Source organism: Azospirillum sp. TSO22-1, assembly GCF_003116015.1.
Taxonomy (GTDB): Bacteria; Pseudomonadota; Alphaproteobacteria; order Azospirillales; family Azospirillaceae; genus Azospirillum.
In genome coordinates this window covers 1-23,133 of sequence record NZ_LGQZ01000003.1, presented here as the reverse complement: position 1 = coordinate 23,133, position 23,133 = coordinate 1, and the positions used below count along the sequence as shown (strand labels likewise).

The following is a 23,133-nucleotide window of genomic DNA, read 5'->3' as shown; positions in this document are numbered from 1 at the left end:
TTGTTGCATGAACAACCCAGGGAGCAAGCGATGCGATATGAAATCAGCTGCTTTGTCCAGGACAGTATCGCGGTGTCTCCGAATGCATCTGAAACGGTCAAGATCTGTGTCAAACGGATCGAAGAGATCTTTTCGGGCAGCGGCATCGGATTCACGATTGAACTGCGTGACCTGAAGACGGGCACGCTCATCCACCACTCTGTCTACGCCAAATTGGGATTGGACCGCGCCGGCGCGTCGAGGCCCCCATCCGTTTGACGTGTGCCGTGGCCGACCCGCGACCATTTTTCCTTGAATTCAGGAGGTGACGGTGTTCATCAGCGACGCGGACGTGCGCAGCGTCCTTACCTTTCCCGATGCGGTCGCCGCCATGACGGATGCCTTTCGGGACTACGGTCATGGCAGCGGCGCCATGCAGGAGCGTGTCCGGGCGCACGGCGACGGCGTGTCGCTCAGCATGATGGGCGCCATCCTCTCCGGCGCCGGCGTCATGGGCGCCAAGGTCTACCCGACGGTCGGCGGCAAGTTCAATTTCCTCCTCTCCCTGTTTTCCAACGTGGACGGGCGTTTGATCGCCGTCATGGAAGGCAATGCACTGACCGAGTACCGCACCGCCGCGGTCACCGTGGTGGCCGCCAACGCCCTGGCCCGGCGCGACGCCGGGGTGCTCGCCGTCTTCGGCACCGGGGTCCAGGCCCGCGCTCATCTGGAAGCCTTTGTGACCGCCCGCCCGTTCCGCACCGTGCGCATCGTCGGCCTGGACGCGGCCGATGCGTGTGCCGCCTGGGTCCGCGAGCGGTTTGGCGTGCATGCAACGGCGACCAACGCGGCGGACGCCCTGCAGGATGCCGACATCATCGTGACCGCCACGCGCGCCACGGCCCCGCTTTTCTCCGGAAATGCCGTGAAGCCGGGGGCCTTCGTTGCGGCGATCGGGTCGAGCAAGCCCGTCGCCCGTGAGATCGATGCGCTGCTGCTGGAACGCGCCGGACGCATCGTGGTGGAATGGAAACCGCAGGCCCGTCGCGAGGCGGGAGACCTGATCCTCGCCGGCGACGCGGTGGACTGGGGGCGTGTGGAGGAACTGGGTGCTGTTGTTGCCAGTCCCGCCGCATGGCGGAGCGACGACGAACAGATCATCGTTTACAAGTCGGTCGGCGTAGGGGTTGAGGACGTCGCGTTGGCAAACTTGGTTGTGCAGCGGCTTGGTTCACGTGTCTGAGGCAACGCGAGCTTGCTGTTGTTTCGCCTGCCAGCATCGATGACGCAGCGGCTGTTGATTTGAGTTCAGAGCTCAGGCGCGTGTTCGCCTGAAACGCTGAGCCTTCAACGTGCGTTCCCGAAGGTTCAGTCGTATTCCTCCCTGAAACTGAGGGGCTCGCCCCCTCCTTTTTTTGCCATATAGTTGAAATAGTCTTTCATTGACGGAAACGATAGTGTAAATATACAAACCATTAATTACCAATATCTGGGAGTTTGGCGTAGCGGTGCTGCCTCCGCTGCTTTTCGGTACCTCATGCTGAGGCCCTCCCCTTTCACCACAGCCCTATCGGCGGATGCTCCCCCTTGCGACCGGCGTATAGCGGTGAAGCACAGCCGGAGCGGTGGTGTCGGCGTTGGCGCGGTTGTCGCGCGCATAGACCCACAGGCATGCCGCCGCGGGGCCGCCGAGAGCCTCTGTGAGGACGGCTGCATGCCGGGCCGGTCCCTGGGTCTGGTGTTCAAACCGCGGCAGGAACCGGCACAACGGTGCGGCGTCATCCCCATTTCATTTCACCGGTCGCCACCTTGGCGCCGATCTGCAGGGCGATGCCCATACCCGCGTCGGGATAGCGCTTGGTCATCGCCGCGATGAGGTCGGCACTGTTCGCCGCCTTCGCAAATTCCTCCTCGAACGCGAGAAGGTAGGCCTTTGTGTAGGTGATGGCCGCGGCGTCTGAGGCTGCGCCGGGCGCCTGATGGCCGGCGACCACGATGTTCGGATTGCGTGCCGCCATGGTGTCGAGTGTCTTCACCCAGGCCGCCCTGGACTCCTTGCTCTGCGTATCCGCGGTCCAGACATGGAGGCCGGAAAAGACCATGACGCCACCGAAGATCGCCCCGAGCGAGGGCACCCAGAGATAGCGGCGATTGGTGAGGCCCTCCGCGTCGACGATCTCGATGGATTGGCCATCGAGGCTGAGCGAGCGTCCGTCGAAGGCCTCGGGCATCACCACGTCGGCGAGCGTCTGCGGGCCGTTCTCCTTGAGCTGCGGCCCCCAGGTGGCCAGCTTCTTCTCGACGTTGCCCTTGATCGCGTCGATCGTGGCGGAGGCGGCGATAACGCGGGCGGCTGGGAAAGCCGCCTTGATGGGGGCAAGACCGAAATAATAGTCCGGGTCACTCTGGCTGACGTAAACCGCGGTCAGCGTCCTGCCCGTCGCCTTGATCGCGTCGGCTAGGGCTTTGCCATCCGCCAGGGTGAAGCCCCCGTCGATGAGGATGGTGTCATTAGTACCCGAAATCAGGACGGGAGCGCGGAAGAAGCCGTGTTCGCCGGCCGGGAAGTGCTTCCAGCTCAGCCCGCCGCCGGCCGCCGCGGATTCGTTCAGGGGAGCGAACGTGATGGCGGTGCCTCCGACGGCGATGGTCTTCATGATGTCTCTCCGCGTGAGCATGGTGATTCTCCCTCGTTGAAAATCAGGGGCGGGGCGGGTTATGCGGCACCCAGCCGGGCGGCCCCCAACTGGACGGCCTGGGCGTCGGGGGCGGCGAAGAGGGCGCTCGCGTGCAGCATCCAGCGTTTCGCCCCGTCATCGACGACGAGGGCCGGCACGCCGTCGGCGCGGAACTCGGTCATGAGCGCCCGGGCGCGATCCATGCGCGACCGGTTTGCGGCCAGAAGCCCGGCGCCCGCCTGCGCGATCAGGGCGGCGGCTTCCACAAGCCCAAGGGCCGTCAGCACCTCGGTCAGCGTCGACAACGCCGTGACATCCCGCCCGTCGACGTAGCGTGCGGCTTGAATCGCACTGAGCGCCTCGGCTTCGCGGTCCGGTGCGGACAGCGAAACGGCCGTCAGCGCCAAGGTCGCCGGGCCGCTGTCAAGCATCTGCCGGCGATCGGCGAGCACGCGGGTCCGGTAGAGTTCGGTGAAGTGCCGACCGGTCAGACGTGCGATGCGCTGGTCGTTCGACCACGCGTAGGCCGCGAAGCGGTCGTCCATCGGCCGGGCGCCGTCGCCGGAAAACAGCCCGGTCGGCGCCATCTCCAACGTGACGCCCTGGGCGTCGGCCAGGGTCGCGATCACCGGCGAGGCGCCGTAGCACCAGCCACAGAGCGGATCGAACAGATAGGTCAGGGTCTTGGGCGGCGTCATGTCAGCCTCCGTGCCAGCTGTGACACTAGCCTTTCGCAGTTGTGTGGTGTAGGCCACGCAAAGCAGACATACTGTATGCTATCAGCATACAAATTCGCGTATCCAGGCCATGAACGAACCGAGAAACCTTAACCGTCTCACCTATTTCGCCGCAGTGGTGGAGACGGGCTCGTTTACCGGAGCAGCGGAGCGGCTCGGCATCACCAAGGCCGTGGTCAGCCAGCAGGTCGCACGGCTCGAGGAGGACGTCAGCACTACGCTCCTGGTCCGCACCACGCGCAAGGTGGAGCCGACCGAAGCCGGACGGACCTTCTACCAGCGTTGCGCCCTGGTCCTGCGTGAAGCGGAGGACGCGTTCGAGGAATTGGCCGAGACGGCGGCGACGCCGTCCGGCCTCATCCGGCTGACCGCGCCCTTCGACTACGGCGTGTCCGTCGTCGTGCCGGCCATCACTGCCTTCACCCGAAGCTTTCCCGCCTGCAAGGCCGATGTCGTGCTGGCCGACCAGTCCCTCGACCTCGTGGCCCGCAACATCGATTTGGCCATCCGGGTCGGCTGGCTGACCGACACCAGTTTCCAGGCCCGCCGCCTCGGTTCGTTCCGCCAGTTGCTCGTCGCGGCGTCGGTGCTGGCCGACCGACTTGCCGGGCTTTCCGGCCCCGAAGACATCGCGACCCTGCCGTTTGTCGCCAACACAGCGTTGCGGGAGCCGCTCAACTGGCAGTTCTCACGGAACGAGATCGAGCGGCGGATAGTGACGACGCGGGCGGCGATCTCCCTGGACGCGACGTTCGCGGTCCGGGAGGCGGTGCGCGAGGGAGCCGGGCTTTCGGTGCTGCCTGACTATGCGGTTGCCGACGATCTTGCCTCGGGCCGCCTTGTCCGGGTCCTGCCGCATTGGAGTCTGCCTTCCGGAGGCATCCACGCGGTCTTCCCGGCCGCCCGCTTCCGCCCCACCAAGGTCCGTATCTTCGTCGACATGCTGGCCGAGCGGGAACGGCGGCGGCGCGACGCGCAAGGGTGACCGCCCACCCACCGGCGCGCGGTTACCGCCGACTGTTCCAAGATTTTCGGCGCGAAGCGGATTATCAAGCGGCTCCGGATCCGGCGTCCCCTTTCGCCACTAAACTGGTCCCTACTACCCAGGACCAACTCAGACGAGCGGTTGGCACCCTTGTCGCGCCCTGGTTGCCGTGATCATAGTCGCTGCAGACTGACTGGTTAGAGAGGACCGGAGATGTCCCAGAAACCGCGACTCAGCGCCATAGGCGCGCTGATCACTTTATGTGCAACGATGCTGATGGCTGGAGGGCCTGCTGTTGCGCAGGATCCCTCGCCGCACGACGGATTCAAGCTCGATATGAACTGGAATGAGCTCGCGCCCAAAATCGAAAAACTAACCGTCTCGAGCCTCGGAGTGGGCGATCACGGTTATATTTATACGTACTCGCTGGGCCTGTGCCGCGACGAGGACAATCTCCGCGTGCCTCGCCTCGCCTCGCTTGAGACTTCTCGGTCTACGTATAGTGAATACTTCAAGGTGACGCGACTGGCCGGAGGAGATGTGGATATTGAAACCACCGATAGCCGAGGGGACCTTCTAAAGGGAAGCAAGCTTCAAGAGCGTCTGCTCAGCATGACCTTGACCCAGCAGTGCGCGAAGCTCAGAGAAAGTCACTGGCCGACGGAATCAACCGAGTCGATGACATTTAGGGTGCGGTCGGTCAACGGCGGTGCGACCCTGAGCGCTCTCTTCGCTCCAGGCTCCAATAAGACTGCTAAGCCGGCGGACGGCGGACTGCCGAGCCAGCCCGAATCGGACTCGTCCAGCACGCCGGCGCCTTCGTCGCCCACATGGATCGTGTTGGAAGAAAAGTCGCCCCTGGACGACAGCACGAACGCAACCCTCATGCTGAATGCTGTGGCGCCCGATGGGGCGGCGGCCAGCCGAGGGACGCTCTTCATTCGTTGCCGCGATCGCAATCTGGACGTTCTGATCACGGCCGGAGGAGATCTGCTATTCGGCGACAACGACAAGATACCGGTTACCTACCGGTACGACGACGAGCCTGCGAAATCAGGCAATTGGAATGAAGCTACCAATAGTAAGGCCGTATTCTATCCAGGCAAGGAAAGCGAGTTCATCGCTCGAATTCTCAAGGCTAAGAAGTTCTTCATCCGCATCCAGCCGCGCAGAAGTGCGTATATCGACTTTACGTTCAACGTCGGCGGGCTCACGGAGCACATCTCCGTTCTCTCGAAATCCTGCAAGGGCGTTCCGACCACCGCACCAGTCGGCGGAGCGGGTACGCCGAGCCCAGCCAACGAAAAGCCCGCCAAAAACCCAAAGACTTAATGCTCGGCTTGCAGCGACGCTTCCCGTCGGGGCGTCGCTGCCCTACCGGTGAGCCGGAGGAAGGCAACTCCCCTTTCGCGACAGTACAGTGGACCGTCAATCACCCGGAACGACGTGTGCATGCTTGGCTGACATCCGTTTGTGAGGCTGGCCGGCCTTTGGCCGTCACTCCAGCCCGAACTCGCGGCGCAACGCGCGGCCAGCGTTTTCGGCGAAGGTCCGCAGTGTCGTCTCGTCCGCGCCGTCGCGCGCCGCCGCCGACATGCCGAGAAGCGCGATCATCACGAAGTCGGCGACCTCCTCTGCGCGCACGACCGCATGCGCCGCGACGAAGTCCCGGATGGTGGCGCAGCTCGCCTTCCGTGCGGCGGCGCTCAGCGCGCTCGCCTCGGGATCGGCGCTGTTGCGCGTTCCGTCGAGCACCAGGCAACCGGCAGCCCCGTCTCGCCGGGGGTAGACGTGTGCCGCCCGCAACAGCGTGCGCTCCAGCACCGCGCCGACGTTGCCGCCTGTGGCCTGCGCGTGCGCAAAGACGTTGCCCTCGCCCGCGGCATAGCGCTGGAGGGCGCGCTCGAACAGCCCGGCCTTGCTGCCGAAGGCGGCGTAGAAGCTCGGCGGCTTGATGCCCAGTTCGCTGCTCAGCTCCGCCACGCCTACGGCGTCGTAGCCGCGCGCGTGGAACAGCTTCATGGCGGTCTCGACCGCCCGCTCGGGGTCGAAGGAGCGTGGCCGCCCGCGCGCTCCAGGTATTTTTGTAGCGCTCACTAAACATCCTCTTGCGTCTGCTGTCCGGCTAATTTATAGTACCCACTACACAAACACAAGGGGCCGATCATGGCTGGTTTTACGGGCAAGAACATCCTGGTCCTCGGCGGCAGCCGGGGCATCGGCGCGGCGATCGTTCGGCGCTTCGCCGAGGACGGCGGCACCGTCGCCTTCACCTACGCCGGGTCGAAGGACGCGGCCGAGGCGCTGGCTGCGGAGACGGGCGCCGAGGCGATCCGGACCGACAACGCCGACCGCGGCGCGCTGGTGGCCACCGTGGCCGACCGTGGTGCGCTGGATATCCTCGTGGTCAACGCGGGCGCGCTGGTCCTGGGCGACCCGCTCACGCTCGATCCCGACGCCGTCGACCGGATGATCGACGTCAACGTCCGCGCGCCCTACCACGCCGCGGTCGAGGCGGCGCGGCGGATGAACGCGAACGGTCGCATCATCGTGATCGGCTCGGTCAACGGCGACCGCATGCCGTTTGCCGGCGGCGCTGCCTACGCGCTCACCAAATCGGCGGTGCAGGGCATGGTCCGTGGGTTGGCCCGCGACTTCGGCGAACGCGGCATCACCGTCAACGCCATCCAGCCGGGACCGACCGACAGCGACATGAACCCCGCCGATGGGCCGATGGCGGGACTGATGCACAGTTTTATGGCCATCAAGCGGCATGCCCGCACCGGCGAGATCGCCCAACTGGCCGCGTTCATCGCCGGCCCGTACGGCGCGATGATCACCGGCTCGCTCCAGACCATCGACGGCGGCTTCGGCGCCTGATCCGACATATTCCCGACTCTCGAGGAGATCCGACATGCTCCGCACCCTACTGGCCACCGGCGCCGTCGCAATACTGGCGCTGACCGCCCCAGCGTCCGCGCAGGTCCAAACATTCCCCGCAACCTTCCACACTCACGAGATCGCGACGAACGGCGCCACCATCCACGTGCGCGTCGGCGGCACGGGTCCGGCCGTCGTGCTCCTGCACGGCTATGCCTCGACCGGCAACATGTGGGCGCCGCTGGCGGCCGACCTCGCCCGCGACCATACGGTGGTCGTGCCGGATCTGCGCGGCCTCGGGCTGTCGTCCAAGCCGGCCGGCGGCTTCGACAAGAAGACCCAGGCGGGCGACGTCGCCGGCGTGCTCGACGCGCTGAAGATCGCCACCGCGGACCTCGTCACCCACGACATCGGCAACATGGTCGGCTACGCCTTCGCCGCGCAGCATCCCGAGCGTGTCGGTCGCTTCGTGCTGATCGACGCGCCGCTGCCGGGCATCGGCCCCTGGGAGGAGATCTTAAAGACGCCGTTGCTCTGGCATTTCCGGTTTGGCGGCCCGGACATGGAGCATCTCGTCGCCGGGCGCGAGCGCATCTATCTTGACCGCTTCTGGAACGAGTTCGCTGCCCACCCTGATCGCATCGGCGAGGCGGCGCGCGACCATTACGCCAAGCTCTACGCGCTGCCCGGCGCCATGCACTCCGGTTTTGCGCAGTTCGCGGCCTTCGACCAGGACGCCGCTGACAACAAGGGATTCCTGGCCGGCCGCGGCAAGCTCACGATGCCGGTGCTTGCCGTCGGCGGCGAAAAGTCTTTCGGGCCGACGATGGCGACGGTGATGCGCTTCGCCGCCGAGAACGTTCAGGAAGCCATCCTGCCGGACTCCGGTCACTGGATCATGGAAGAAAATCCGCAGGGAACCACCACCGTAGTGCGCACTTTCCTTGATGCCAGAAGGCAATAGCAAAGCACCGGATGACGACTCTTAGCGAAGACTACTCCCCGCTGCACCGAGTCTTTTGCAACAGAGCCCGGCCGCCAATTTTTCGATACTATTGGCGCCAAGCGGACCATCATCGACCGGGGAGCCGCCGTCCCCTTTCGCCACATCGGTGGCGGCAGCTCTGAGACCTGAAGCAGGCGTTATACGGTGCTCCAGCGCGTCGTGCCAATCACCCCCTTGTCTCGGAATTTATTTCGACGCTGCCGGGCGAGATGCGCCCTGCCAAGTGCCCTCGGCATTTGGGCCGTTGAAAGAGCGGGGGCCGATCGACCGACCTGCCTAGGCACGCCGGGAGGGGCGGTTCCGATGCCGGATCAACTCCAACGCGTCGCGGCTCCCCCGTCTCCGCTGTGGAAATCGCTGCAAGGCCGGCGCATCGTTGCGGACTACACCCTTTCGGATCGACACGCGGCGGGCCATGGTGCGGCGCCTCATCATTGCGATTGCCCTCGTGGCCGTGTGGTGCGGCCCGCCCATCCGGCCGGCGCTGTCGGCCGATGCGGAGCAGCGCTTGGCGCTGGTTATCGGCAATGCCGCCTACAAGGAGACGCCGCTCAAGAACCCAGTGAACGACGCCAAGGCCATCGCCGCGACGCTGCACCGCCTCGGCTTCAAGGTGGCGCTGGTGACCGACGCCTCGCTGCGGCAGATGCAGAAGGCGATCCTCGACTTCGGCGCAGACCTCAAGGGGGGCGGCGTCGGCCTTTTCTACTACGCCGGACACGGGGTGCAGGTGCGTGGGCAGAACTACCTGGTGCCGGTGGACGCCACGGTCGCCTCGGAAGCCGCCGTGCGGTTCGAGGCGGTGGCGGTCGAATCCGTCACAGAGCAGATGGGCGAGGCGGACAACCGGGTGAATCTCATCATCCTCGACGCCTGCCGCAACAACCCCTTTGAACGCCGCTTCCGCGGCGGCGCCCGCGGCTTGGCGGCCATGGACGCCGCGCGCGGCACGCTGGTGGCCTACGCCACCGCGCCGGGTTCGGTGGCGCTGGACGGCGATGGCGGGAACGGCGTTTACACCGCCGAACTCCTCAAAATGCTGGCCCAGCCCGACCTCAAGGCCGAGGAGGTGTTCAAGCGCGTGCGCGCTAATGTCGTCAAACGCACGGGCGGGGCGCAGACGCCGTGGGAATCGTCGTCTCTGACCGGCGACTTCGTATTCAACCTCACCATCAACGTGACACCGCCCTCTGCGGTCAGCGCCTTCGACGAGCGGCAGATCGAGCTCACTTACTGGAACTCGATCGCCGGCAGCGGAAACCCGGCCCTGTTCCGCGCCTATCTGGAGCAATACCCGACGGGGACCTTCGCTGCGCTGGCCCGGCTCCGGATCGAGGAGTTGGAGCGCAAGCCACCGCCGGCCGCCACAAGCGCGCTGCCGCGCAAGGACGAGCCGCAGCAACTGGCGCTGACGCCACCACCGGCCGAACAGCCAGTCTCGATGGAGGAGGCGTTTCGCCGGGGCGAGGAGGCGCTCCGGCAGAAGAACCATACCCAGGCGAGGCAGTGGTTCCGCAAGGCGGCCGACCAGGGGCACATCGCCGCCCAGTACCAGATCGGCGTCCTGTACGAGCAAGGCCGGGGCGGGAAGCGTGACCTTGCCCAGGCGCGTACCTGGTTCCGCAAGGCGGCGGAGGCAGGCCATGCGGACGCCGGAAAGGCGCTGCAACGGCTCGATCAAGCGGTCGCCCAGAGCGGCAGCGATGCGGGTCCTGTGCCCGCCGGCCGTGCCCAGCCAGTGGTCCCCCTAAGCGCCGAAAGCGCCGCGCCGGCCGGGGGCGCCGACGAGGGCGTCGGCATGCTGAAGAAGAAGCTGAAGGAAAATTGGCTGAAATAGCGCTCAACACGACAGGTGCGCCATGACTCCGGTCCCGCTTTCACATGCCCTGGGTGTTTGTGCTGCCGCGGCGGCAATGGCCGTAGTGGGGGCGTGCTCAGCGCGCATCGACGAAATCAACACGAAGAACGTTGACCAGATTGTCGATGAGTTTGTGTCGGGCAAGGCGGAACTTGACTGCTATCTGGCGTGCGCCACCAGGTTCGGCTCCGGTCAGGCGACCATGCGGAACCTTCACGATGCCGGCCGATGGGACGATCTGGCCAAGCTGGTCATCACCATCGGGTACAACCAGGACATCTCCTGGTACTATCTGGGCAGAAGCGCGGAAGGCCTGGGGCTGCACGACGCGGCACTCACATATTACAAGCGGGCCATCAGTTCCGAATACAAATGCCTGACGTTCATGCTCAACGTCTGCAGCGGCTTGGCGGTCCCGGAGACGGTGAACCAGCGCATCGCCATGATCGATGGGCGCAAGCGGCGCTAGGGAGAATTTCCTCGTGCTGGCGACGTCCCGATTCCTCGGCGCGAGGACAATCCATAGCAGCGAGTTGCCCGTGCTCGTATGTTGGCCGCTTGCGTCGAGCAGCGGCCCCTCCACAGCCCAGTGTGGCATCCCCTTTTCGCTGCAATCGATCCCATCACCTCTCAGGTGGTGCTGGGCCCGGCACCATCAGCGCATAGGAATTTCGACAAGATCCCGCACAACCGCAACTTGGTTGGAGGGCGACTCTGTATCTGACTTGAGGGCAGAGACTTCAACAGTATCTTCACGCAAATGCTTTTTCGTCCTTTGCCATTCTCTCTTAAGGATACCGTTAGCGAGCTCGACATAATTGCTGTCAAGTTCCTTCATTTCCTTGATGGCGCCTTTGAGATCTTTTCGCCCTTCAAGGCGCGCCCATACCAGCTGGTCAATTCTGTGCATCGCCCGCTTGAGGTCGGCGAATGCAGGATCTTGATGGTTCATCAACAACTCGATCCTTGTGGCCGCTTGGAACATCTGTTGATGAACATCAGACGCCTCTCCGTTGCCTGATTCAACTGGTTTAAAGCCAAGCCTGATAGCGCATGAATGAAATATTGCGAATTGGTCGCCTAAATTATTAATCCACTCCAACCTGAATTGCGCCATTTTAAGGGATATCTCTTTCTTTAGATCGCTTTCTTTTGAAATCCTATTGATTTCTATTTCTTTTTCTTTTATTTTCCCACTTTCGCGCAACACGATCTCTTGTAACTTCCGATTTGAATGAGAATTCCAAATAACTGACACCACACTTGCGACAGCAGCGATCAGGGCAGCGATGATGGTAGCAACGGTACGGAAATGCCAATCATCGTTGCCGGATGCAGGTTTGGCCGCAATCGAGGAAACACCGCCCCCTGTGGAGGGCTGAGAAGCAATAGGCTGTTGAGATGCGGCCAGCGCCGTTGCTGATTGGCTCACGCTGGCTGAACTGGAGGATGAGGACTGTTGTGACGTGATGGGTGCAGTCTGCGCTTGAGACTGAGGGATCTGGAGTAGAGCTAAAAAGGCAATTGCAGCAGTTAATATTGTGGTATAGTTGATATTTTTCGTCACAACAGCACCTTTCCCTTGAATGATTACGATTTGTCTAAAAGAGTGAGTCCCGTGCCCGCGCGCCCGTTCCATTTCACTACAGATTAATATCGTGGGACACCGGTCGGTATCCAGCGCGTCGACACGGGCGGGCCTACCTACTTAAAGTTATCTGGTGCGTTTAAATCTAAATGAGCCGTCATTCGTGTTGTGATCAACATCAAAGTGACGTGTCTCAAGTCGAGCTGCTTTGCCAGGCTCCTCGATCTTTACATTAACGGTCACTTGATAGCTCCGAGCCCCGTCAGAGCGGCTTTGTTCCGTTACGGTCGTATAGACTGGCAGCGTTCTATCAATCTCGCTGTATTCGTACGGCAAGTCATCTTCCGATACCGAAGAACCGATAGTGGACTCGTATTGATGAATTTCCGGAACAATCACATCTTCTAATTTCAAATGTATGCCACTCATGTTATATTCCTGTGTTGCGGTAGGGGTGTAGGGTTTCGCTTATTAGATCTGAGCCTATAAAGGAGGCTCCCAAGTTTCGGCAACCATCCAAGAAGTGCTCAATCGCGTTGCGCACCCTATCGGATCATTCCTTGGACGTGTCGACGCCAAGCTGCGGCATTTTGGCGCCACACCAGGGTATGCAGTGAGAATAATGGGTTGTCCGTACTTTCCGCTATAATCAGTTCGATACCGCGCAAACCACTTTTCACCCCTTGCCCATTCGAGCACGGCGCTCCCGGAGCGCGCGATACATCGTTGTGCGCTCCACTCCGAACTGTTCGGCGATCTGCCGCGCCGTCTGGCAACCATGCCGGTTCCTGAGCAGCGTCTCGATCATCGCACACTGCTTGTCGGTGAGCTTTCGAGGCCGCCCGAGGTGAACGCCGCGGATCCTCGCCGCCTCCATCCCGGCAATGGTTCGCTCCGAGATCATCGTGGCTTCGATCTCCGCGACAGCGGCGAGCACCGCAAAGACCAGAGCCCCCGCCGGACCGCTGGTGTCGATGCCCTGCGTCAGGCTGCGCAGACCGACGCCCTTCCGCTTGAGCTGATCGGCGATCTTTAGCAACTCCAGGGTCGAACGTGCCAAACGATCGAACTTCCAAACCACCAATACGTTGCCGGGCTGCACGGCCTTCAGCACGCCGGCCAAACCGGGCCTCGCTACCGTCAGGCCGGACGCGGTATCGGTCCAGATGTCCTCGGGCTCCACCCCCGCCTTGGTCAGGGCGTCCATCTGCAGATCCAACCGCTGATCATCGGTGGACACTCGGGCATACCCGATCAGGCGTGGAGTGGTACGTGTGGCGGCGGCCCTCCCCATGCCCTTTCACCACATGATTTCGCCACGACTTTTGCAACACGTCTCCAGGGGCTTGGGTTCCGGGTCGCCGGTGTGGCAAAAGGCGGCGTTTGCGCCCGTGTAGCCGAAAATTGAAAGTCCCATCGCTGATGATCGATCCCGCCAAATGCGATGGGCCTCCGGATGGGTGGGCCTCAGCGGAAAATCTCAGGATTTGCGCAAATCAATGCGGGAATTCTCACCTTATGGGGCATTTTAGTCGCGACTTATGCTGTCAGGCCGTCTCCAAAATGCCCGCCGCACCTTACTCGGTTGTCTCAGCTTATGCGTTAACGCACAGTTAGGCCGCGGCGGTCACCACCACCTCGATGAGAACCGACGGGCTGCCGAGGTCGGCCACCCCGATGGTAGCGCGCGCCGGAAGGTCTCCGCCATCCAGCCACTCCAGCCATGCGGCGTTCATCTCCTCCTTCTGCGCCATGTCGGTGATGTAGAGCTGCGCCGACAGCAGCTTCGTCCGGTCGGTGCCGGCCATCGCCAGCACCGCGTCGAGCTTCCTGCAGATCTGCTGCGTCTGGCCATGCATGCCGACGCTCACGTCGTCGGCGATGATGCCGCCCAGGAAGACGATGCCGTTGTGCTCGACGGCGCGGTGCATAATCTTGGTCTTTTCGATGCGCTTGACCACGGAAGACTCCCAAAGTTTGCAGGGTGGGGAAACGGACGGCGCTCAGCGCCCCGCCATGACCTGGATCTCGACGAGGTACTCGGGCGCGGCGAGGCGCGCCTCGACGGTGGCGCGGGCCGGCGGGTTGGCGCGGTCCACCCACTCGTCCCACGCCCGGTTCATCGCCGCGAAGGCACCGATATCGGCCAGATAGACCGTGGCGGTGAGCAGTCGGCTCTTGTCGGTGCCGGCCTCGGCCAGCAGGGCGTCGATCTGGCGCAGCACGTCGCGGGTCTGCGACTCCACGTCGGTCGAGCCGTCGTCGGCGATCTGGCCAGCGAGATAGACGGTGTCGTTGTGCACGACCATCTCGCTCATGCGCGGGCCGGGGTGGAAGCGCTGGATGGGCACGGACGCTCTCCTGAAGGACGGGGTTGGTCAGGCCTCCGCCATCTGGCGGAAGCGCTGGATGCGGAAGGGCTCGATGGGCAGGTCGGTGCGGCCGTCGATGATCAGGTCGGCGAGGATCCGCCCGACGATGGGGCCGAGCTGGAAGCCATGCGCCGAGAAGCCGAAGGCGTGGAAGGCGCCGAGCTCGGTGGCGCTCGGGCCGATCACCGGGATATCGTCAGGCATCCGCCCCTCGATGCCGGCCCAGGCGCGGACGATCGTGGCGCCGCGCATGATCGGGAACAGGTCCCAGACCGTCCGGGCGTTGATCGACAGGCTGGCGAAGTCCAGCTCGGTGCGGTTCTCGTCGCGCCAGGCGCGCCCGCGCATGCCACCGCCGATCAGCACGGTCCCGTTGGCGAACTGCTTGAACGACAGCGTCCGCCCGGTCGCCCCGACCACCGGCTTGACGAACGGCGGCATGCGGGCCGTGATCATCAGCATCAGCGCCATCGGCTCCAGCGGCGCCGGCTCGCCGAGCTGCGCCGCGACGCGGTCGGCCCAGGCGCCGGCGCAGTTGACCAGCACCGGCGCCTCGTGCGCCTCGCCCGCGGCGGTCTCGACGCGCCAGCCGCCGCCGGCGCGCGCGACGCGGCTCACCGCCGCGCCCTCGACAAAGCGGGCGCCGAGGCTCTCGGCCCTGCGCTTGAAGGCCAGCGTGGTGCGGTACGGCAGCGCCGCGCCATCGCCGCGCGACACCACGGCGCCCACGCAATGGTCGGCGATCGCCGGCACCAGACGGCGCAGCTCGGCCTCGTCGACCACCTCCTCGTGCGTGAAACCAAGGGCGTTGAGCTGCGCGACGCGGTCGCGTCCGGCCGCCAGCTCCGCCTCGTTCTCGGCAACCTTGATCTGGCCGTGGCTCTCGAACCCGCAGTCGTCGCCCACCAACTCGGCGATGCGGTGCCAGAGCACCATGGCGGCGACCGACAGCGGGATCTCCGCCACATGGCGGCCGAGCTGACGCACACCGCCCGCGTTCACGCCCGAGGCGTGGCGGCCGACGTGGTCCTTCTCCAGCACCAGCGCCCGCACGCCGCGCCGCGCAAGGTGGAGCGCCGTGGAGCAGCCGTGCAGGCCGCCGCCGATGACGATGGCATCGGGTCGGGACATGGTCAGTGCCGGCCCAGCACGGCGGCGACGTCGGCCTCGCTCTTGGGCAGCGAGGCCAGCTCGGCCAGCGTGATCGGCTTCACCGGCGGGCGCAGGCGGTAGTAGCCAACCTCGGCCGGCGAGACGCCGCGCGCCTCGGCGATCACCTCGGTCACCGTCGGGCCGCACAGCCGGCCCTGGCACGGCCCCATGCCGCAGCGCAGGAACGATTTGGTCTGGTTGGGGCCGCTGCAGCCGAGCGCCACCGCCTCGCGCACCTGCCCCGCCGTCACCTCCTCGCAGCGGCAGACGATGGTGTCGTCCGGCGGCACGCGGAACGGCTTGGCCGGGCTGTACAGCGTGTCGAGGAAGTCGCGGCCCTGCTGCGCCCGCTCCAGCGCGTCGCGGTGTGGGGCGGCGCTGCGGTCGCGCTCGACCCGATCGATGCGGCCGAGGCGCAGCAGCGCGTCGAGCGCCGCCAGCCGGCCGCGGTGCTCCGCCGCCAGCGCACCGCCGATGCCCGCGCCGTCGCCGGCGACGGCGACGCCCGGCACCGTGGTGGCGCCCCACGCGTCCACCTGCGGCGTCCAGCAACGCTGCGTCTCGTCCCAGGTCTGGGCGCAGCCGATGGCGTTGGCGAGGTTGATGTTCGGGATCACCCCCTGGTGCAGCAGCAACGTGTCGGCCGGCAGCCGCCATTCCTCGCCGTCGCCCTGGCGGAAGCTGACCATCTGCACACGCCCGTCGCCGAGCGCCTTCAACTCGCTGACCCCGCTGTAGACCTTGACCTTGCGGCGCACCTCGAACAGCAGCCGCACACCCTTGCCGACATAGTCCGAGCGCAGGAAGGCGCCGAGCTGCGGCAGCGCGGCGCGCCAGTTCTCGCGCGGGGTGGTGTCAAGGATGGCGTCGATGCGGGCGCCGGCGCGCAGGTATTGCCACGCCAACAGCCAGAGCAGCGGCCCGCTGCCGGCCAGCACCACGTTGCCCTGTGCCACCAGCCCTGAAGCCTTCAGCAGGATCTGCGCCGCCCCGGCGCCCATCACGCCGGGCAGCGTCCAGCCGGGGATGGGGAACGGCCGCTCCAGCGCGCCGGTGGCGAGGATGACGTGCTTCACCGGCAGGATCCGCGCCGCGCCCTGGCGCGACAGGCCGATCTCCAGGTCGCGCGACACGCTCCACACCGTGGTGCCGGGCAGGTGGTCGGCGCCGCTGTCGCGGAACGGCCCGGTCAACTCGGCGCCGTGCCAGTAGTCGGGGCCGAGGACGCCGGGGTTGCGCAGCGGCGTGCGGGTGATCGCCCGGTAGATCTGGCCGCCGGGCGCCTCCTGCTCGTCGAGCAGCACGGTGGAAAGGCCGCGCTGGGCCGCCAGGGTCGCGGCGGCGAGGCCGGCCGGGCCGGCGCCGATCACCGCGAGGTCATACTGGTCCTTCGTCGCGCTCACAGCCCGATCTCCCGCTTGCCGTCCTGGGTCTCGACGCGCATCCCCGGCTCCAGCCGCACCTGGCAGCCCTGCCGGTTGCCGACGCCGTCGATGGTCACCAGACAATCGAAGCACACGCCCATCATGCAGTAGGGGGCACGCGGCGCGCCGGACACCGGCGTGGCCCGGCAGGTCTGCACGCCGTTCGCCAGCAGGGCGGCGGCGACGCTGTCGCCGGCCTGCGCTTCCGCCGGGCGGCCGTCGATGGTGAAGGGCACGCGCTCCGCCGCGGCGTTAGGCAGCCTCTGGAACATGGAACCTCCGGGCGCTGAAGACGTCGAATTCCTGGGGCAGGCGGCCGGCCGCGATGTGCGGCGCCAGCGCCAGGGCGTGGTTGGCGGCGAGCGTGACGCCGCTGTGGCAGGTGGCGAGGAAGGCGCCGGGCGCCGTCGCTGACTGTTCGTAGATCGGGAAGCCGTCGCGGCTCATCACCCGCTGCGCCGCCCAGGTCCGCACGACGTTGAGCGGACCCAGCAGCGGGAAGATGCGCACCGCCCGCTCGGCGATGGTGGAGACGACACCGACCCGCACCCCGACGTCGAGCCCGGCGTCCTCGAAGGAATCGCCGATCATCACCCCGCCCTCGTCGGTCTGGCGGATGAAGCCGACCGGGTGGCGCAGGAAGGGGATGGTCTTCTCGGTGACGATGATGTGGCCGCGCTCCGGCCGCACCGGCGCGTCCAGGCCGACCATCGGCGCGAGGCGGATGTTGTCGTGCCCGGCGGCGAGCACGACCTTGCCGGCGCCGACCTCCCCGCCCCCGGTCGCCAGACGGAAGCCGCCGTCGCGCGCCTCGATGCGCTCCACCCGCCGGTTCGGCCGATAGGCGACGCCGGAATGCTGGAGCCCGGCGTGCAGCGCCCGCAGCAGCCGCAGCGAGTTGCAGTGCCCGTCGAGCGGGCAGTAGCTGGCCCCCGCCACGTCCGGGCCGATGAAGGGCAACTCCTGCCTCAACGCCGCGCGGTCGAGGATCTCGTAATCGTAGCGGACCACGCCCGGCTGGTTGTGCAGCCGCTGCAGCTGCTGGGCGCGCGCCTCCAGCTCCGCCTCGGACAGCGCGGGGAAGAAGCCGCCCGGCCGGTCGTAGGCGACGTCGATGCCGGTCTGGTCGCGCAGCAGCGCGGCGAATTCGGTCCAGCCGTCGGCGGAGCGCTTGGTCCAGCCGGCGTATTCCGGCATGCCCAGGCCCTTGCCCTGCACCCAGACCAGCGCGAAGTTGCCGCGCGACGGGCGGACGGCGACGTCCCCCTCGTCCAGCAGCGCGACCTTCTGGCCGAGGCGCGCCAGGCCCCAGGCAGTCGCCGACCCGACGAGCCCGCCGCCGACCACGGCGACGTCGTACTCGCTTCCTGAAAGGTCAGACATGGTGATCGTCACTCCTGTCCGCGGCCGACCAGCAGCCGCTCAAGCCCGTACAGGCGGTCGAGGGCCAGCATCGCGGCGACCGTCAGGAAGATCAGCGCCGCCGACACCGCCGCCACCAGCGGGTCGATGTTGTCCTGGATGTAGAGGAAGAGCCGCACCGGCAGCGTCGTCGTCTCCGGCGAGGCGATGAAGACGGTCATCGTCACCTCGTCGAAGCTGTTGATGAAGGCCAGCACCCAGCCGCTGGCCACGCCGGGCAGGATCAGCGGCAGCGTGACCCGGCGGAAGGTGGTCCAGGCGGAAGCGCCCAGCGACATGGCGGCGTTCTCCACCGCGCGGTCCATGCCGGTGGAGGCGGCCAGGATGAGGCGCAGCGCGAAGGGCAGGATGATGATGACGTGGCTCAGCACCAACCCGGCGAAGGTGCCGCCCAGCCCGATCTGCGTGAAGAAGCGCAGGAAGGCGATGCCCAGCACGATGTGCGGCACCATCAGCGGCGACAGGAACAGCGCGGTGATCGCCTCGCGGCCGGGGAAGCGGTGGCGGGCGATGGCCAGCGCTGCCGGGATCGAGACGGCGATGGCCAGCGTCGAGGACACGGCGCCGAGCAGCAGGCTGTCGCGGAAGGCGCGCACGAACTCCGGGTTGTTGCCGATCGCCGCGAACCAGCGCAGCGACGGCCCGCGCGTCGGCAGCGACAGATAGCCCTCGGGCGTGAAGGCGACCACGCAGACGACCAGGATGGGCGCCAGCAGGAAGCCCAGGAACAGCACGTGGAAGGTCAGGGCGAGGGGGCCGTTGCGGGTCATTCGAACACCTGCTTGTAGCGACGTTCGACCAGCCGGTTGCAGCCGACGATGATCAGGATGTTGGCGAGCAGCAGCAGCACCGCGACCGCGGCGCCGAGCGGCCAGTTCAGCGTGTTGAGGAACTCGTCGTAGGCGAGCGTCGCCGCCACCTTGAGCCGCCGGCCGCCGATGATGGCGGGGGTGGCGAAGGCGCTGGCCGCCAGCGCGAAGACGATGATCGAGCCGGACAGGATGCCGGGAACCACCTGCGGCAGCACGACGCGGCGCAGCACGGTGAAGGGGCCGGCGCCCAGCGACACCGCGGCGTTCTCCACCTGCGGGTCGATGCGCTGCAGCGAGGCCCACACCGACAGCACCATGAACGGCACCAGCACGTGGGTCAGCGCGATCACCACGCCGGTCTCGGTGTACATGAACTCGATGGGCGTGGCGATCAGGCCGACCGCCATCAGCCCCTGGTTGATCAGCCCGGTGGAGCCGAACAGCAGCGCCCAGCCCAGCGTGCGCGACACCACCGAGATCAGCAGCGGCCCCAGCACGATCAGCAGGCAGATGCCGCGCCAGGGCGTGTTCATGCGGCGCAGGACGTAGGCCTCCGGCGCGCCCAGCACGGCCGACAATAGAGTCACCGACACGGCGATGCGGAAGGTGCGGAGGAAGACCTCGTGGAAATACCCGTCGGTCAGGATGTCGATGTAGTTGCCGAGCTGCCAGACGTCCTGGATGCCGGTGTAGAAGCCGAAGCTGTTCAGCGACAGCAGCACCGTCATTGCCAGCGGCACCACCAGCAGCCCGCCGAACAGCATCAGCGCCGGCAAGCTCAGCAGGTAGGGCGCCCACAACCGGGGCGCGGCGGCTCCGGCGGCCGGCGGCGTCGTGGCCGCCGCGGGATCGGGCGCCGCCGCGCCGGCGTTCGGCACCGCGGTCACGACGCACCCGCCCGGGCGGTCCCCGCCATCACGCGCATGTCCTCGCTCCGCCAGCCGAGGCTGACGCACTCGCTCTCCGACGGCAGCGGCTGGCCGTCGTGCTGACGGATGACGGTCAGCGGGCCGGCCTCGGTCGTCACCTCGAACAGCCACTGCGTGCCCTGGAAGACGCGGGCCTGCACCACGCCGGGGACGCCCTCCGGCACGAAGACGATCTTCTCCGGGCGGACGGTGATGACGCCGGGGCCGGCCGGCACCTCGGCGCCGACCGGCCAGCGGGCGCCGGCCACGACGACCTCCGGCGCGCCGCCCTCGTGCCGCACCACGCCCTGCAGCAGGTTGGTGCGGCCGAGGAAGTTGGCGACGAAGGCGCTGGCCGGGCGGTCGTAGGCCTCCTGCGGGGCGGCGATCTGCTCGACCCGGCCCTTGTTCATGACGACGACGCGGTCGGACAGCGCCATCGCCTCCGCCTGGTCGTGGGTGACCAGGATCATGGTGGTACCGACGCGGCGCTGGATGCGCCGCAGCTCGACCTGCATCTCCTCGCGCATCTTGGCGTCGAGGTTGGACAGCGGCTCGTCGAGCAGCAGCAGGCTCGGCTCGATGACCAGCGCGCGGGCGAGCGCCACGCGCTGCTGCTGGCCGCCGGACATCCGCCGGGGGTAGCGGTCGCCGAAGGCGCCGAGCCCGACCAAGGCCAGGGCGTCGGCCACCCGGCGGTCGCGCTCGGCGCGGGAGATGCCGCGCATCTCCAGCCCGAAGGCGACGTTCTCCGCCGCGGTCATGTGCGGGAACAGGGCGTAGCTCTGGAAGACGATGCCGAGGCCGCGCTGGCTCGGCTTCTTCGCCAGCAGGTCGGTGCCGTCCAGCGTGACCCGCCCCGCGCTCGGGTCGAGGAAGCCGGCGATCATCTGGAGCGTCGTCGTCTTGCCGCAGCCGGAGGGGCCGAGCAGGGAGATCAACTCCCCCTTCTCCACCGTCAGCGACAGCTCATCGACCGCCGTCCAGTGCCCGAACCGCTTCGTCAGTCTGTCGAGAACCAAGTATGGCATCGTTCCGTCTCCCACTCCGCGCCCCGAGCGCCCGCGTCAGCGCTCGATCTCGCGGGTCCAGCGCTTGTTCCAGGCCTCGCGGTTGGCGTTGATGGTGTCCCAATCGACCACCAGCAGCTTGCCCATCTGCTCCGGCCCGTAGGGCAGGCCGACCTGCTGCTCCGGCGCCAGCTTCACCGTCCGGTTGACCGGGCCGAAGCCGGCGCCGGTGGCGAGCGCGGTCTGCACCTCGGGGGCCAGCATGTGCTGAACGAACGCCTGCGCCTCCGCCGCCTTGGCGCTGCCGGCGATCGGGCAGGCCGCCGAGGCCAGCACGATGCCGCCCTCCTTCGGGTAGGCGAAGGCGGCCGGGAAGCCGGTGTCGGCCAGCGCCTTGGCGCGGCCCGAGCCCCACACCGCGACCAGCGCCTGACCGCTCTGGAACAGCTCCGTCATCTTCCCGGGCGACGGCTCGTAGACCAGGACGTTCGGGTTGACCTTGTCGCGGAACTCCTTGAAGCCCGGCTCGATGTTCTTCTCGCCGCCGCCGTTCAGGCGCGCCATCATCACCAGCGCGTGCAGGCCGTAGGAGTTGTTGATCGGCGGGACGACCAGCTTCTTCTTGTATTTGGCGTCCTCGATGTCCTTCCACGAGGCGGGCGCCGGCCAGCCGTTCTCGTCGAAGACCTTCTTGTTGTAGACGATGCCGGTGCCGACGGCGCCGAAGTTGACCGCCTTGTTGGAGGGGATCTTCGCCAGATCGTACAGGTCGTCGTACACCGGGGCCTTGGCGAGGTCGCCGCAGAAGCCGAGCGCCACCGCCTGATACATCGGGCCGTCGTCGAGGATGACCACGTCGATCTGCTGGTTGCCCTTCTGCGCCTGCAGCTTGGCGAGGTTGTCGGTCGAGTTGCCGGCGACGTACTCCACCTTCACGCTGTGCTTCTGCTCGAAGGCGGGAATGACGTCCTTGCGCATGGTCTGCTCGAACGATCCGCCGTAGGCGGCGACGTACAGGGTCTTCTGCTGGGCCTGGGCCGCGCCGCACCACATGGCGGCGGTCATCATCAGGCCGTAAACCGCATACCGCATTCCTCTGCCCCCCTTCGTTGTCCCGGCGCCCCGCAAGGCGCGATGCGTCGCGGACGAATGCTGGCCCCACGCATCTATAACCGTCAAATCGAATTGCTGGGGTCCACCATACGCAAATGTTATGCTGTGCCCGCCCTCACCCAGCGGACGGACCAACGCCGATGCTCAACCCGCGCCAGATCGAGGCTTTCCGCGCGGTCATGCTGACCGGCGGCATCACCTCGGCCGCCGAGCTGCTCAACGTCTCGCAGCCGGCGGTGAGCCGCCTGATCACCGACCTGCAGCACGCGCTCAAGCTGACCCTGTTCGAGCGCCGCGGCTCGCGGATCATGCCGACCAGCGAGGCGCAGTCGCTGTACCAGGAGGTGGAGCGCTCCTTCGTCGGGCTGGACCGGATCGAGCAGCGGGCGCGCGACCTGCACGCGCGCCGCGCCGGCACGCTGCGCGTCGCCGCCATGCCAGCGCTGGCCATCGGTTTCCTGCCGCGCTTCGTCGCGCGCTTCCTGGCGCAGCGTCCGCGCGTCGACGTCTCCCTGTGGGGCAGCAGTTCGACGGTGGTTCTCGACTGGGTCGCCGCGGGGCAGTGCGAGCTGGGCTTCGGGCAGACGCCGGTGGAGCACGCCACCGTGCTGAGCGAGAAGCTGCCGGCGGTCGCCGCGGTCGCCGTGGTGCCGAGCGGCCACCGGCTGGCAGAGAAGGCCCGCCTCGCGCCGCGGGACTTCGCTGGCGAGCCGTTCATCTCGCTGGGCCAGTCGACGCTGCTGCGCTACCGCATCGACGCGACGTTCGCCGACCACGACGTCAGCCGTCAGCAGCGCGTCGAGACGCAGCTGACCATGATCGCCTGCGCCATGGTCGCGGAGGGCAGCGGCGTCGCCATCGTCGATCCGTTCACCGCCCAGGAATACCAGGGGCGCGGCATCGCCATCCGTCCCTTCGACCCGGCCATCCACATCGACATGGCGGTGCTGACCTCGGCGCAGCGGTCCCTGTCCACGCTCGCCCAGGACTTCCTGACGGAATTCCGCGACGCCGTCGCCGCCTTCAGGCTCGACGCGAGCCTGTGAGGGCCGCACGCTTTTTCGCGGCGTGCAGCAGCGCCGGCTTGACGGCCGTGCCCCGGAGCGGCTATGTCTCGCCGCCCTGGCCGGAAGGGTGGCCGAGTGGTTAAAGGCAGCAGACTGTAAATCTGCCCGCGTCAGCGTACGTAGGTTCGAATCCTACCCCTTC

At 66.5% G+C, this 23,133-nt stretch carries 25 protein-coding genes; 9 read left to right on the top strand and 16 right to left on the bottom strand.

Features of this window, described 5'->3' with window-relative positions; genetic code table 11:
* Nucleotides 1–30 precede the first annotated feature (30 nt).
* Both TSO221_RS34785 and TSO221_RS00775 read left to right on the top strand, forming a co-directional pair.
* A complete protein-coding gene (locus TSO221_RS34785) occupies nucleotides 31–258 on the top strand; it encodes a hypothetical protein (RefSeq protein ID WP_146208664.1) in 228 nt (75 codons plus the stop codon).
* A gap of 52 nt (nucleotides 259–310) precedes the next feature.
* Complete coding sequence (locus TSO221_RS00775; RefSeq protein ID WP_199229349.1) at nucleotides 311–1,222, top strand: ornithine cyclodeaminase family protein; 912 nt, start codon at nucleotides 311–313, stop codon at nucleotides 1,220–1,222.
* Nucleotides 1,223–1,757: 535 nt separating this feature from the next.
* On the opposite strand, the gene TSO221_RS00770 is transcribed toward TSO221_RS00775, so the two are convergent.
* The gene (locus tag TSO221_RS00770; RefSeq protein ID WP_247877859.1) at nucleotides 1,758–2,636 is read right to left on the bottom strand and encodes an MBL fold metallo-hydrolase; all 879 of its coding nucleotides are present in this window, start codon (nucleotides 2,634–2,636) and stop codon (nucleotides 1,758–1,760) included.
* A gap of 59 nt (nucleotides 2,637–2,695) precedes the next feature.
* Nucleotides 2,696–3,355, bottom strand: a complete 660-nt coding sequence (locus TSO221_RS00765; protein ID WP_109116572.1) for a DsbA family protein — start codon at nucleotides 3,353–3,355, stop codon at nucleotides 2,696–2,698.
* A 109-nt stretch (nucleotides 3,356–3,464) separates the two neighbouring features.
* On the opposite strand from TSO221_RS00765, the gene TSO221_RS00760 reads away from it, so the two are divergent.
* Nucleotides 3,465–4,379, top strand: coding sequence for a LysR family transcriptional regulator (locus tag TSO221_RS00760; RefSeq protein ID WP_109116571.1), 915 nt, complete (start codon nucleotides 3,465–3,467; stop codon nucleotides 4,377–4,379).
* Between the two features lie 213 nt (nucleotides 4,380–4,592).
* A complete protein-coding gene (locus tag TSO221_RS00755; RefSeq protein ID WP_109116570.1) occupies nucleotides 4,593–5,711 on the top strand; it encodes a hypothetical protein in 1,119 nt (372 codons plus the stop codon).
* A 165-nt stretch (nucleotides 5,712–5,876) separates the two neighbouring features.
* Here TSO221_RS00755 and TSO221_RS00750 read toward each other — a convergent pair whose 3' ends face one another.
* On the bottom strand, nucleotides 5,877–6,401 hold the full coding sequence (locus tag TSO221_RS00750) for a TetR/AcrR family transcriptional regulator (protein WP_247877858.1): 525 nt from the start codon (nucleotides 6,399–6,401) through the stop codon (nucleotides 5,877–5,879).
* A 144-nt stretch (nucleotides 6,402–6,545) separates the two neighbouring features.
* Here TSO221_RS00750 and bdcA point away from each other — a divergent pair, with 144 nt between their 5' ends.
* From bdcA to TSO221_RS00730, 4 genes are all read left to right on the top strand, one after another.
* A complete protein-coding gene (gene bdcA, locus TSO221_RS00745; protein ID WP_109116568.1) occupies nucleotides 6,546–7,259 on the top strand; it encodes an SDR family oxidoreductase in 714 nt (237 codons plus the stop codon).
* Nucleotides 7,260–7,293: 34 nt separating this feature from the next.
* The gene (locus tag TSO221_RS00740; RefSeq protein WP_109116567.1) at nucleotides 7,294–8,223 is read left to right on the top strand and encodes an alpha/beta hydrolase; all 930 of its coding nucleotides are present in this window, start codon (nucleotides 7,294–7,296) and stop codon (nucleotides 8,221–8,223) included.
* Nucleotides 8,224–8,680: 457 nt separating this feature from the next.
* The gene (locus TSO221_RS00735; RefSeq protein ID WP_109116566.1) at nucleotides 8,681–10,102 is read left to right on the top strand and encodes a caspase family protein; all 1,422 of its coding nucleotides are present in this window, start codon (nucleotides 8,681–8,683) and stop codon (nucleotides 10,100–10,102) included.
* 22 nt (nucleotides 10,103–10,124) lie between these two features.
* Nucleotides 10,125–10,592, top strand: a complete 468-nt coding sequence (locus tag TSO221_RS00730) for a hypothetical protein (protein ID WP_146208663.1) — start codon at nucleotides 10,125–10,127, stop codon at nucleotides 10,590–10,592.
* 186 nt (nucleotides 10,593–10,778) lie between these two features.
* Here TSO221_RS00730 and TSO221_RS34780 read toward each other — a convergent pair whose 3' ends face one another.
* The 13 genes from TSO221_RS34780 to TSO221_RS00675 all read right to left on the bottom strand — a co-directional run bounded on the left by TSO221_RS34780 (nucleotide 10,779) and on the right by TSO221_RS00675 (nucleotide 21,903).
* On the bottom strand, nucleotides 10,779–11,690 hold the full coding sequence (locus TSO221_RS34780) for a hypothetical protein (protein WP_146208662.1): 912 nt from the start codon (nucleotides 11,688–11,690) through the stop codon (nucleotides 10,779–10,781).
* Nucleotides 11,691–11,837: 147 nt separating this feature from the next.
* Nucleotides 11,838–12,140 carry a hypothetical protein gene (locus TSO221_RS34775; RefSeq protein WP_146208661.1) on the bottom strand — a complete coding sequence of 101 codons (303 nt, stop codon included), beginning with the start codon at nucleotides 12,138–12,140 and terminating at the stop codon, nucleotides 11,838–11,840.
* A 247-nt stretch (nucleotides 12,141–12,387) separates the two neighbouring features.
* Nucleotides 12,388–13,005: a recombinase family protein gene (locus tag TSO221_RS00725; RefSeq protein ID WP_109116564.1), complete on the bottom strand. Its 618-nt coding sequence runs from the start codon at nucleotides 13,003–13,005 to the stop codon at nucleotides 12,388–12,390.
* A gap of 319 nt (nucleotides 13,006–13,324) precedes the next feature.
* On the bottom strand, nucleotides 13,325–13,672 hold the full coding sequence (locus TSO221_RS00720; protein ID WP_109116563.1) for a RidA family protein: 348 nt from the start codon (nucleotides 13,670–13,672) through the stop codon (nucleotides 13,325–13,327).
* Nucleotides 13,673–13,714: 42 nt separating this feature from the next.
* Complete coding sequence (locus TSO221_RS00715; RefSeq protein ID WP_199229348.1) at nucleotides 13,715–14,062, bottom strand: RidA family protein; 348 nt, start codon at nucleotides 14,060–14,062, stop codon at nucleotides 13,715–13,717.
* Between the two features lie 27 nt (nucleotides 14,063–14,089).
* Complete coding sequence (locus TSO221_RS00710; protein WP_109116562.1) at nucleotides 14,090–15,214, bottom strand: FAD-dependent oxidoreductase; 1,125 nt, start codon at nucleotides 15,212–15,214, stop codon at nucleotides 14,090–14,092.
* Nucleotides 15,215–15,216: 2 nt separating this feature from the next.
* A complete protein-coding gene (locus TSO221_RS00705) occupies nucleotides 15,217–16,638 on the bottom strand; it encodes an NAD(P)/FAD-dependent oxidoreductase (RefSeq protein WP_199229347.1) in 1,422 nt (473 codons plus the stop codon).
* Entirely contained in the window at nucleotides 16,635–16,931 is a 297-nt protein-coding gene (locus TSO221_RS00700) for a (2Fe-2S)-binding protein (protein ID WP_109116561.1), read from the bottom strand. Before TSO221_RS00700 ends, TSO221_RS00705 begins: the two co-directional genes overlap by 4 nt.
* Nucleotides 16,912–18,042 (bottom strand): FAD-dependent oxidoreductase, encoded by a 1,131-nt coding sequence (locus tag TSO221_RS00695; RefSeq protein WP_109116619.1) that lies wholly within the window; start codon nucleotides 18,040–18,042, stop codon nucleotides 16,912–16,914. The genes TSO221_RS00700 and TSO221_RS00695 overlap by 20 nt, the downstream gene beginning before the upstream one ends.
* An 8-nt stretch (nucleotides 18,043–18,050) precedes the next feature.
* Nucleotides 18,051–18,851: an ABC transporter permease gene (locus tag TSO221_RS00690; protein WP_109116560.1), complete on the bottom strand. Its 801-nt coding sequence runs from the start codon at nucleotides 18,849–18,851 to the stop codon at nucleotides 18,051–18,053.
* Complete coding sequence (locus TSO221_RS00685; protein ID WP_247877856.1) at nucleotides 18,848–19,780, bottom strand: ABC transporter permease; 933 nt, start codon at nucleotides 19,778–19,780, stop codon at nucleotides 18,848–18,850. Before TSO221_RS00685 ends, TSO221_RS00690 begins: the two co-directional genes overlap by 4 nt.
* Entirely contained in the window at nucleotides 19,777–20,832 is a 1,056-nt protein-coding gene (locus TSO221_RS00680) for an ABC transporter ATP-binding protein (RefSeq protein WP_109116559.1), read from the bottom strand. Before TSO221_RS00680 ends, TSO221_RS00685 begins: the two co-directional genes overlap by 4 nt.
* Nucleotides 20,833–20,868: 36 nt before the next feature.
* Complete coding sequence (locus TSO221_RS00675; protein WP_109116558.1) at nucleotides 20,869–21,903, bottom strand: ABC transporter substrate-binding protein; 1,035 nt, start codon at nucleotides 21,901–21,903, stop codon at nucleotides 20,869–20,871.
* A 161-nt stretch (nucleotides 21,904–22,064) separates the two neighbouring features.
* On the opposite strand from TSO221_RS00675, the gene TSO221_RS00670 reads away from it, so the two are divergent.
* Nucleotides 22,065–22,970 carry a LysR substrate-binding domain-containing protein gene (locus TSO221_RS00670; protein ID WP_109116557.1) on the top strand — a complete coding sequence of 302 codons (906 nt, stop codon included), beginning with the start codon at nucleotides 22,065–22,067 and terminating at the stop codon, nucleotides 22,968–22,970.
* The last annotated feature ends 163 nt before the right edge of the window (nucleotides 22,971–23,133 follow it).

Bases quoted from the DNA above. Each gene is read 5' to 3' on its own strand.
- TSO221_RS00710 (WP_109116562.1), bottom strand. From the start codon at position 15,214: ATGTCCCGACCCGATGCCATCGTCATCGGCGGCGGCCTGCACGGCTGC.
- TSO221_RS00670 (WP_109116557.1), top strand. From the start codon at position 22,065: ATGCTCAACCCGCGCCAGATCGAGGCTTTCCGCGCGGTCATGCTGACC.
- bdcA (WP_109116568.1), top strand. From the start codon at position 6,546: ATGGCTGGTTTTACGGGCAAGAACATCCTGGTCCTCGGCGGCAGCCGG.
- TSO221_RS00735 (WP_109116566.1), top strand. From the start codon at position 8,681: ATGGTGCGGCGCCTCATCATTGCGATTGCCCTCGTGGCCGTGTGGTGC.
- TSO221_RS00765 (WP_109116572.1), bottom strand. From the start codon at position 3,355: ATGACGCCGCCCAAGACCCTGACCTATCTGTTCGATCCGCTCTGTGGC.
- TSO221_RS00760 (WP_109116571.1), top strand. From the start codon at position 3,465: ATGAACGAACCGAGAAACCTTAACCGTCTCACCTATTTCGCCGCAGTG.
- TSO221_RS00730 (WP_146208663.1), top strand. From the start codon at position 10,125: ATGACTCCGGTCCCGCTTTCACATGCCCTGGGTGTTTGTGCTGCCGCG.
- TSO221_RS00755 (WP_109116570.1), top strand. From the start codon at position 4,593: ATGTCCCAGAAACCGCGACTCAGCGCCATAGGCGCGCTGATCACTTTA.
- TSO221_RS00725 (WP_109116564.1), bottom strand. From the start codon at position 13,005: ATGGGGAGGGCCGCCGCCACACGTACCACTCCACGCCTGATCGGGTAT.
- TSO221_RS00675 (WP_109116558.1), bottom strand. From the start codon at position 21,903: ATGCGGTATGCGGTTTACGGCCTGATGATGACCGCCGCCATGTGGTGC.
- TSO221_RS34785 (WP_146208664.1), top strand. From the start codon at position 31: ATGCGATATGAAATCAGCTGCTTTGTCCAGGACAGTATCGCGGTGTCT.
- TSO221_RS00680 (WP_109116559.1), bottom strand. From the start codon at position 20,832: ATGCCATACTTGGTTCTCGACAGACTGACGAAGCGGTTCGGGCACTGG.
- TSO221_RS00770 (WP_247877859.1), bottom strand. From the start codon at position 2,636: ATGAAGACCATCGCCGTCGGAGGCACCGCCATCACGTTCGCTCCCCTG.
- TSO221_RS00695 (WP_109116619.1), bottom strand. From the start codon at position 18,042: ATGTCTGACCTTTCAGGAAGCGAGTACGACGTCGCCGTGGTCGGCGGC.
- TSO221_RS00690 (WP_109116560.1), bottom strand. From the start codon at position 18,851: ATGACCCGCAACGGCCCCCTCGCCCTGACCTTCCACGTGCTGTTCCTG.
- TSO221_RS00750 (WP_247877858.1), bottom strand. From the start codon at position 6,401: ATGAAGCTGTTCCACGCGCGCGGCTACGACGCCGTAGGCGTGGCGGAG.
- TSO221_RS34775 (WP_146208661.1), bottom strand. From the start codon at position 12,140: ATGAGTGGCATACATTTGAAATTAGAAGATGTGATTGTTCCGGAAATT.
- TSO221_RS00700 (WP_109116561.1), bottom strand. From the start codon at position 16,931: ATGTTCCAGAGGCTGCCTAACGCCGCGGCGGAGCGCGTGCCCTTCACC.
- TSO221_RS00740 (WP_109116567.1), top strand. From the start codon at position 7,294: ATGCTCCGCACCCTACTGGCCACCGGCGCCGTCGCAATACTGGCGCTG.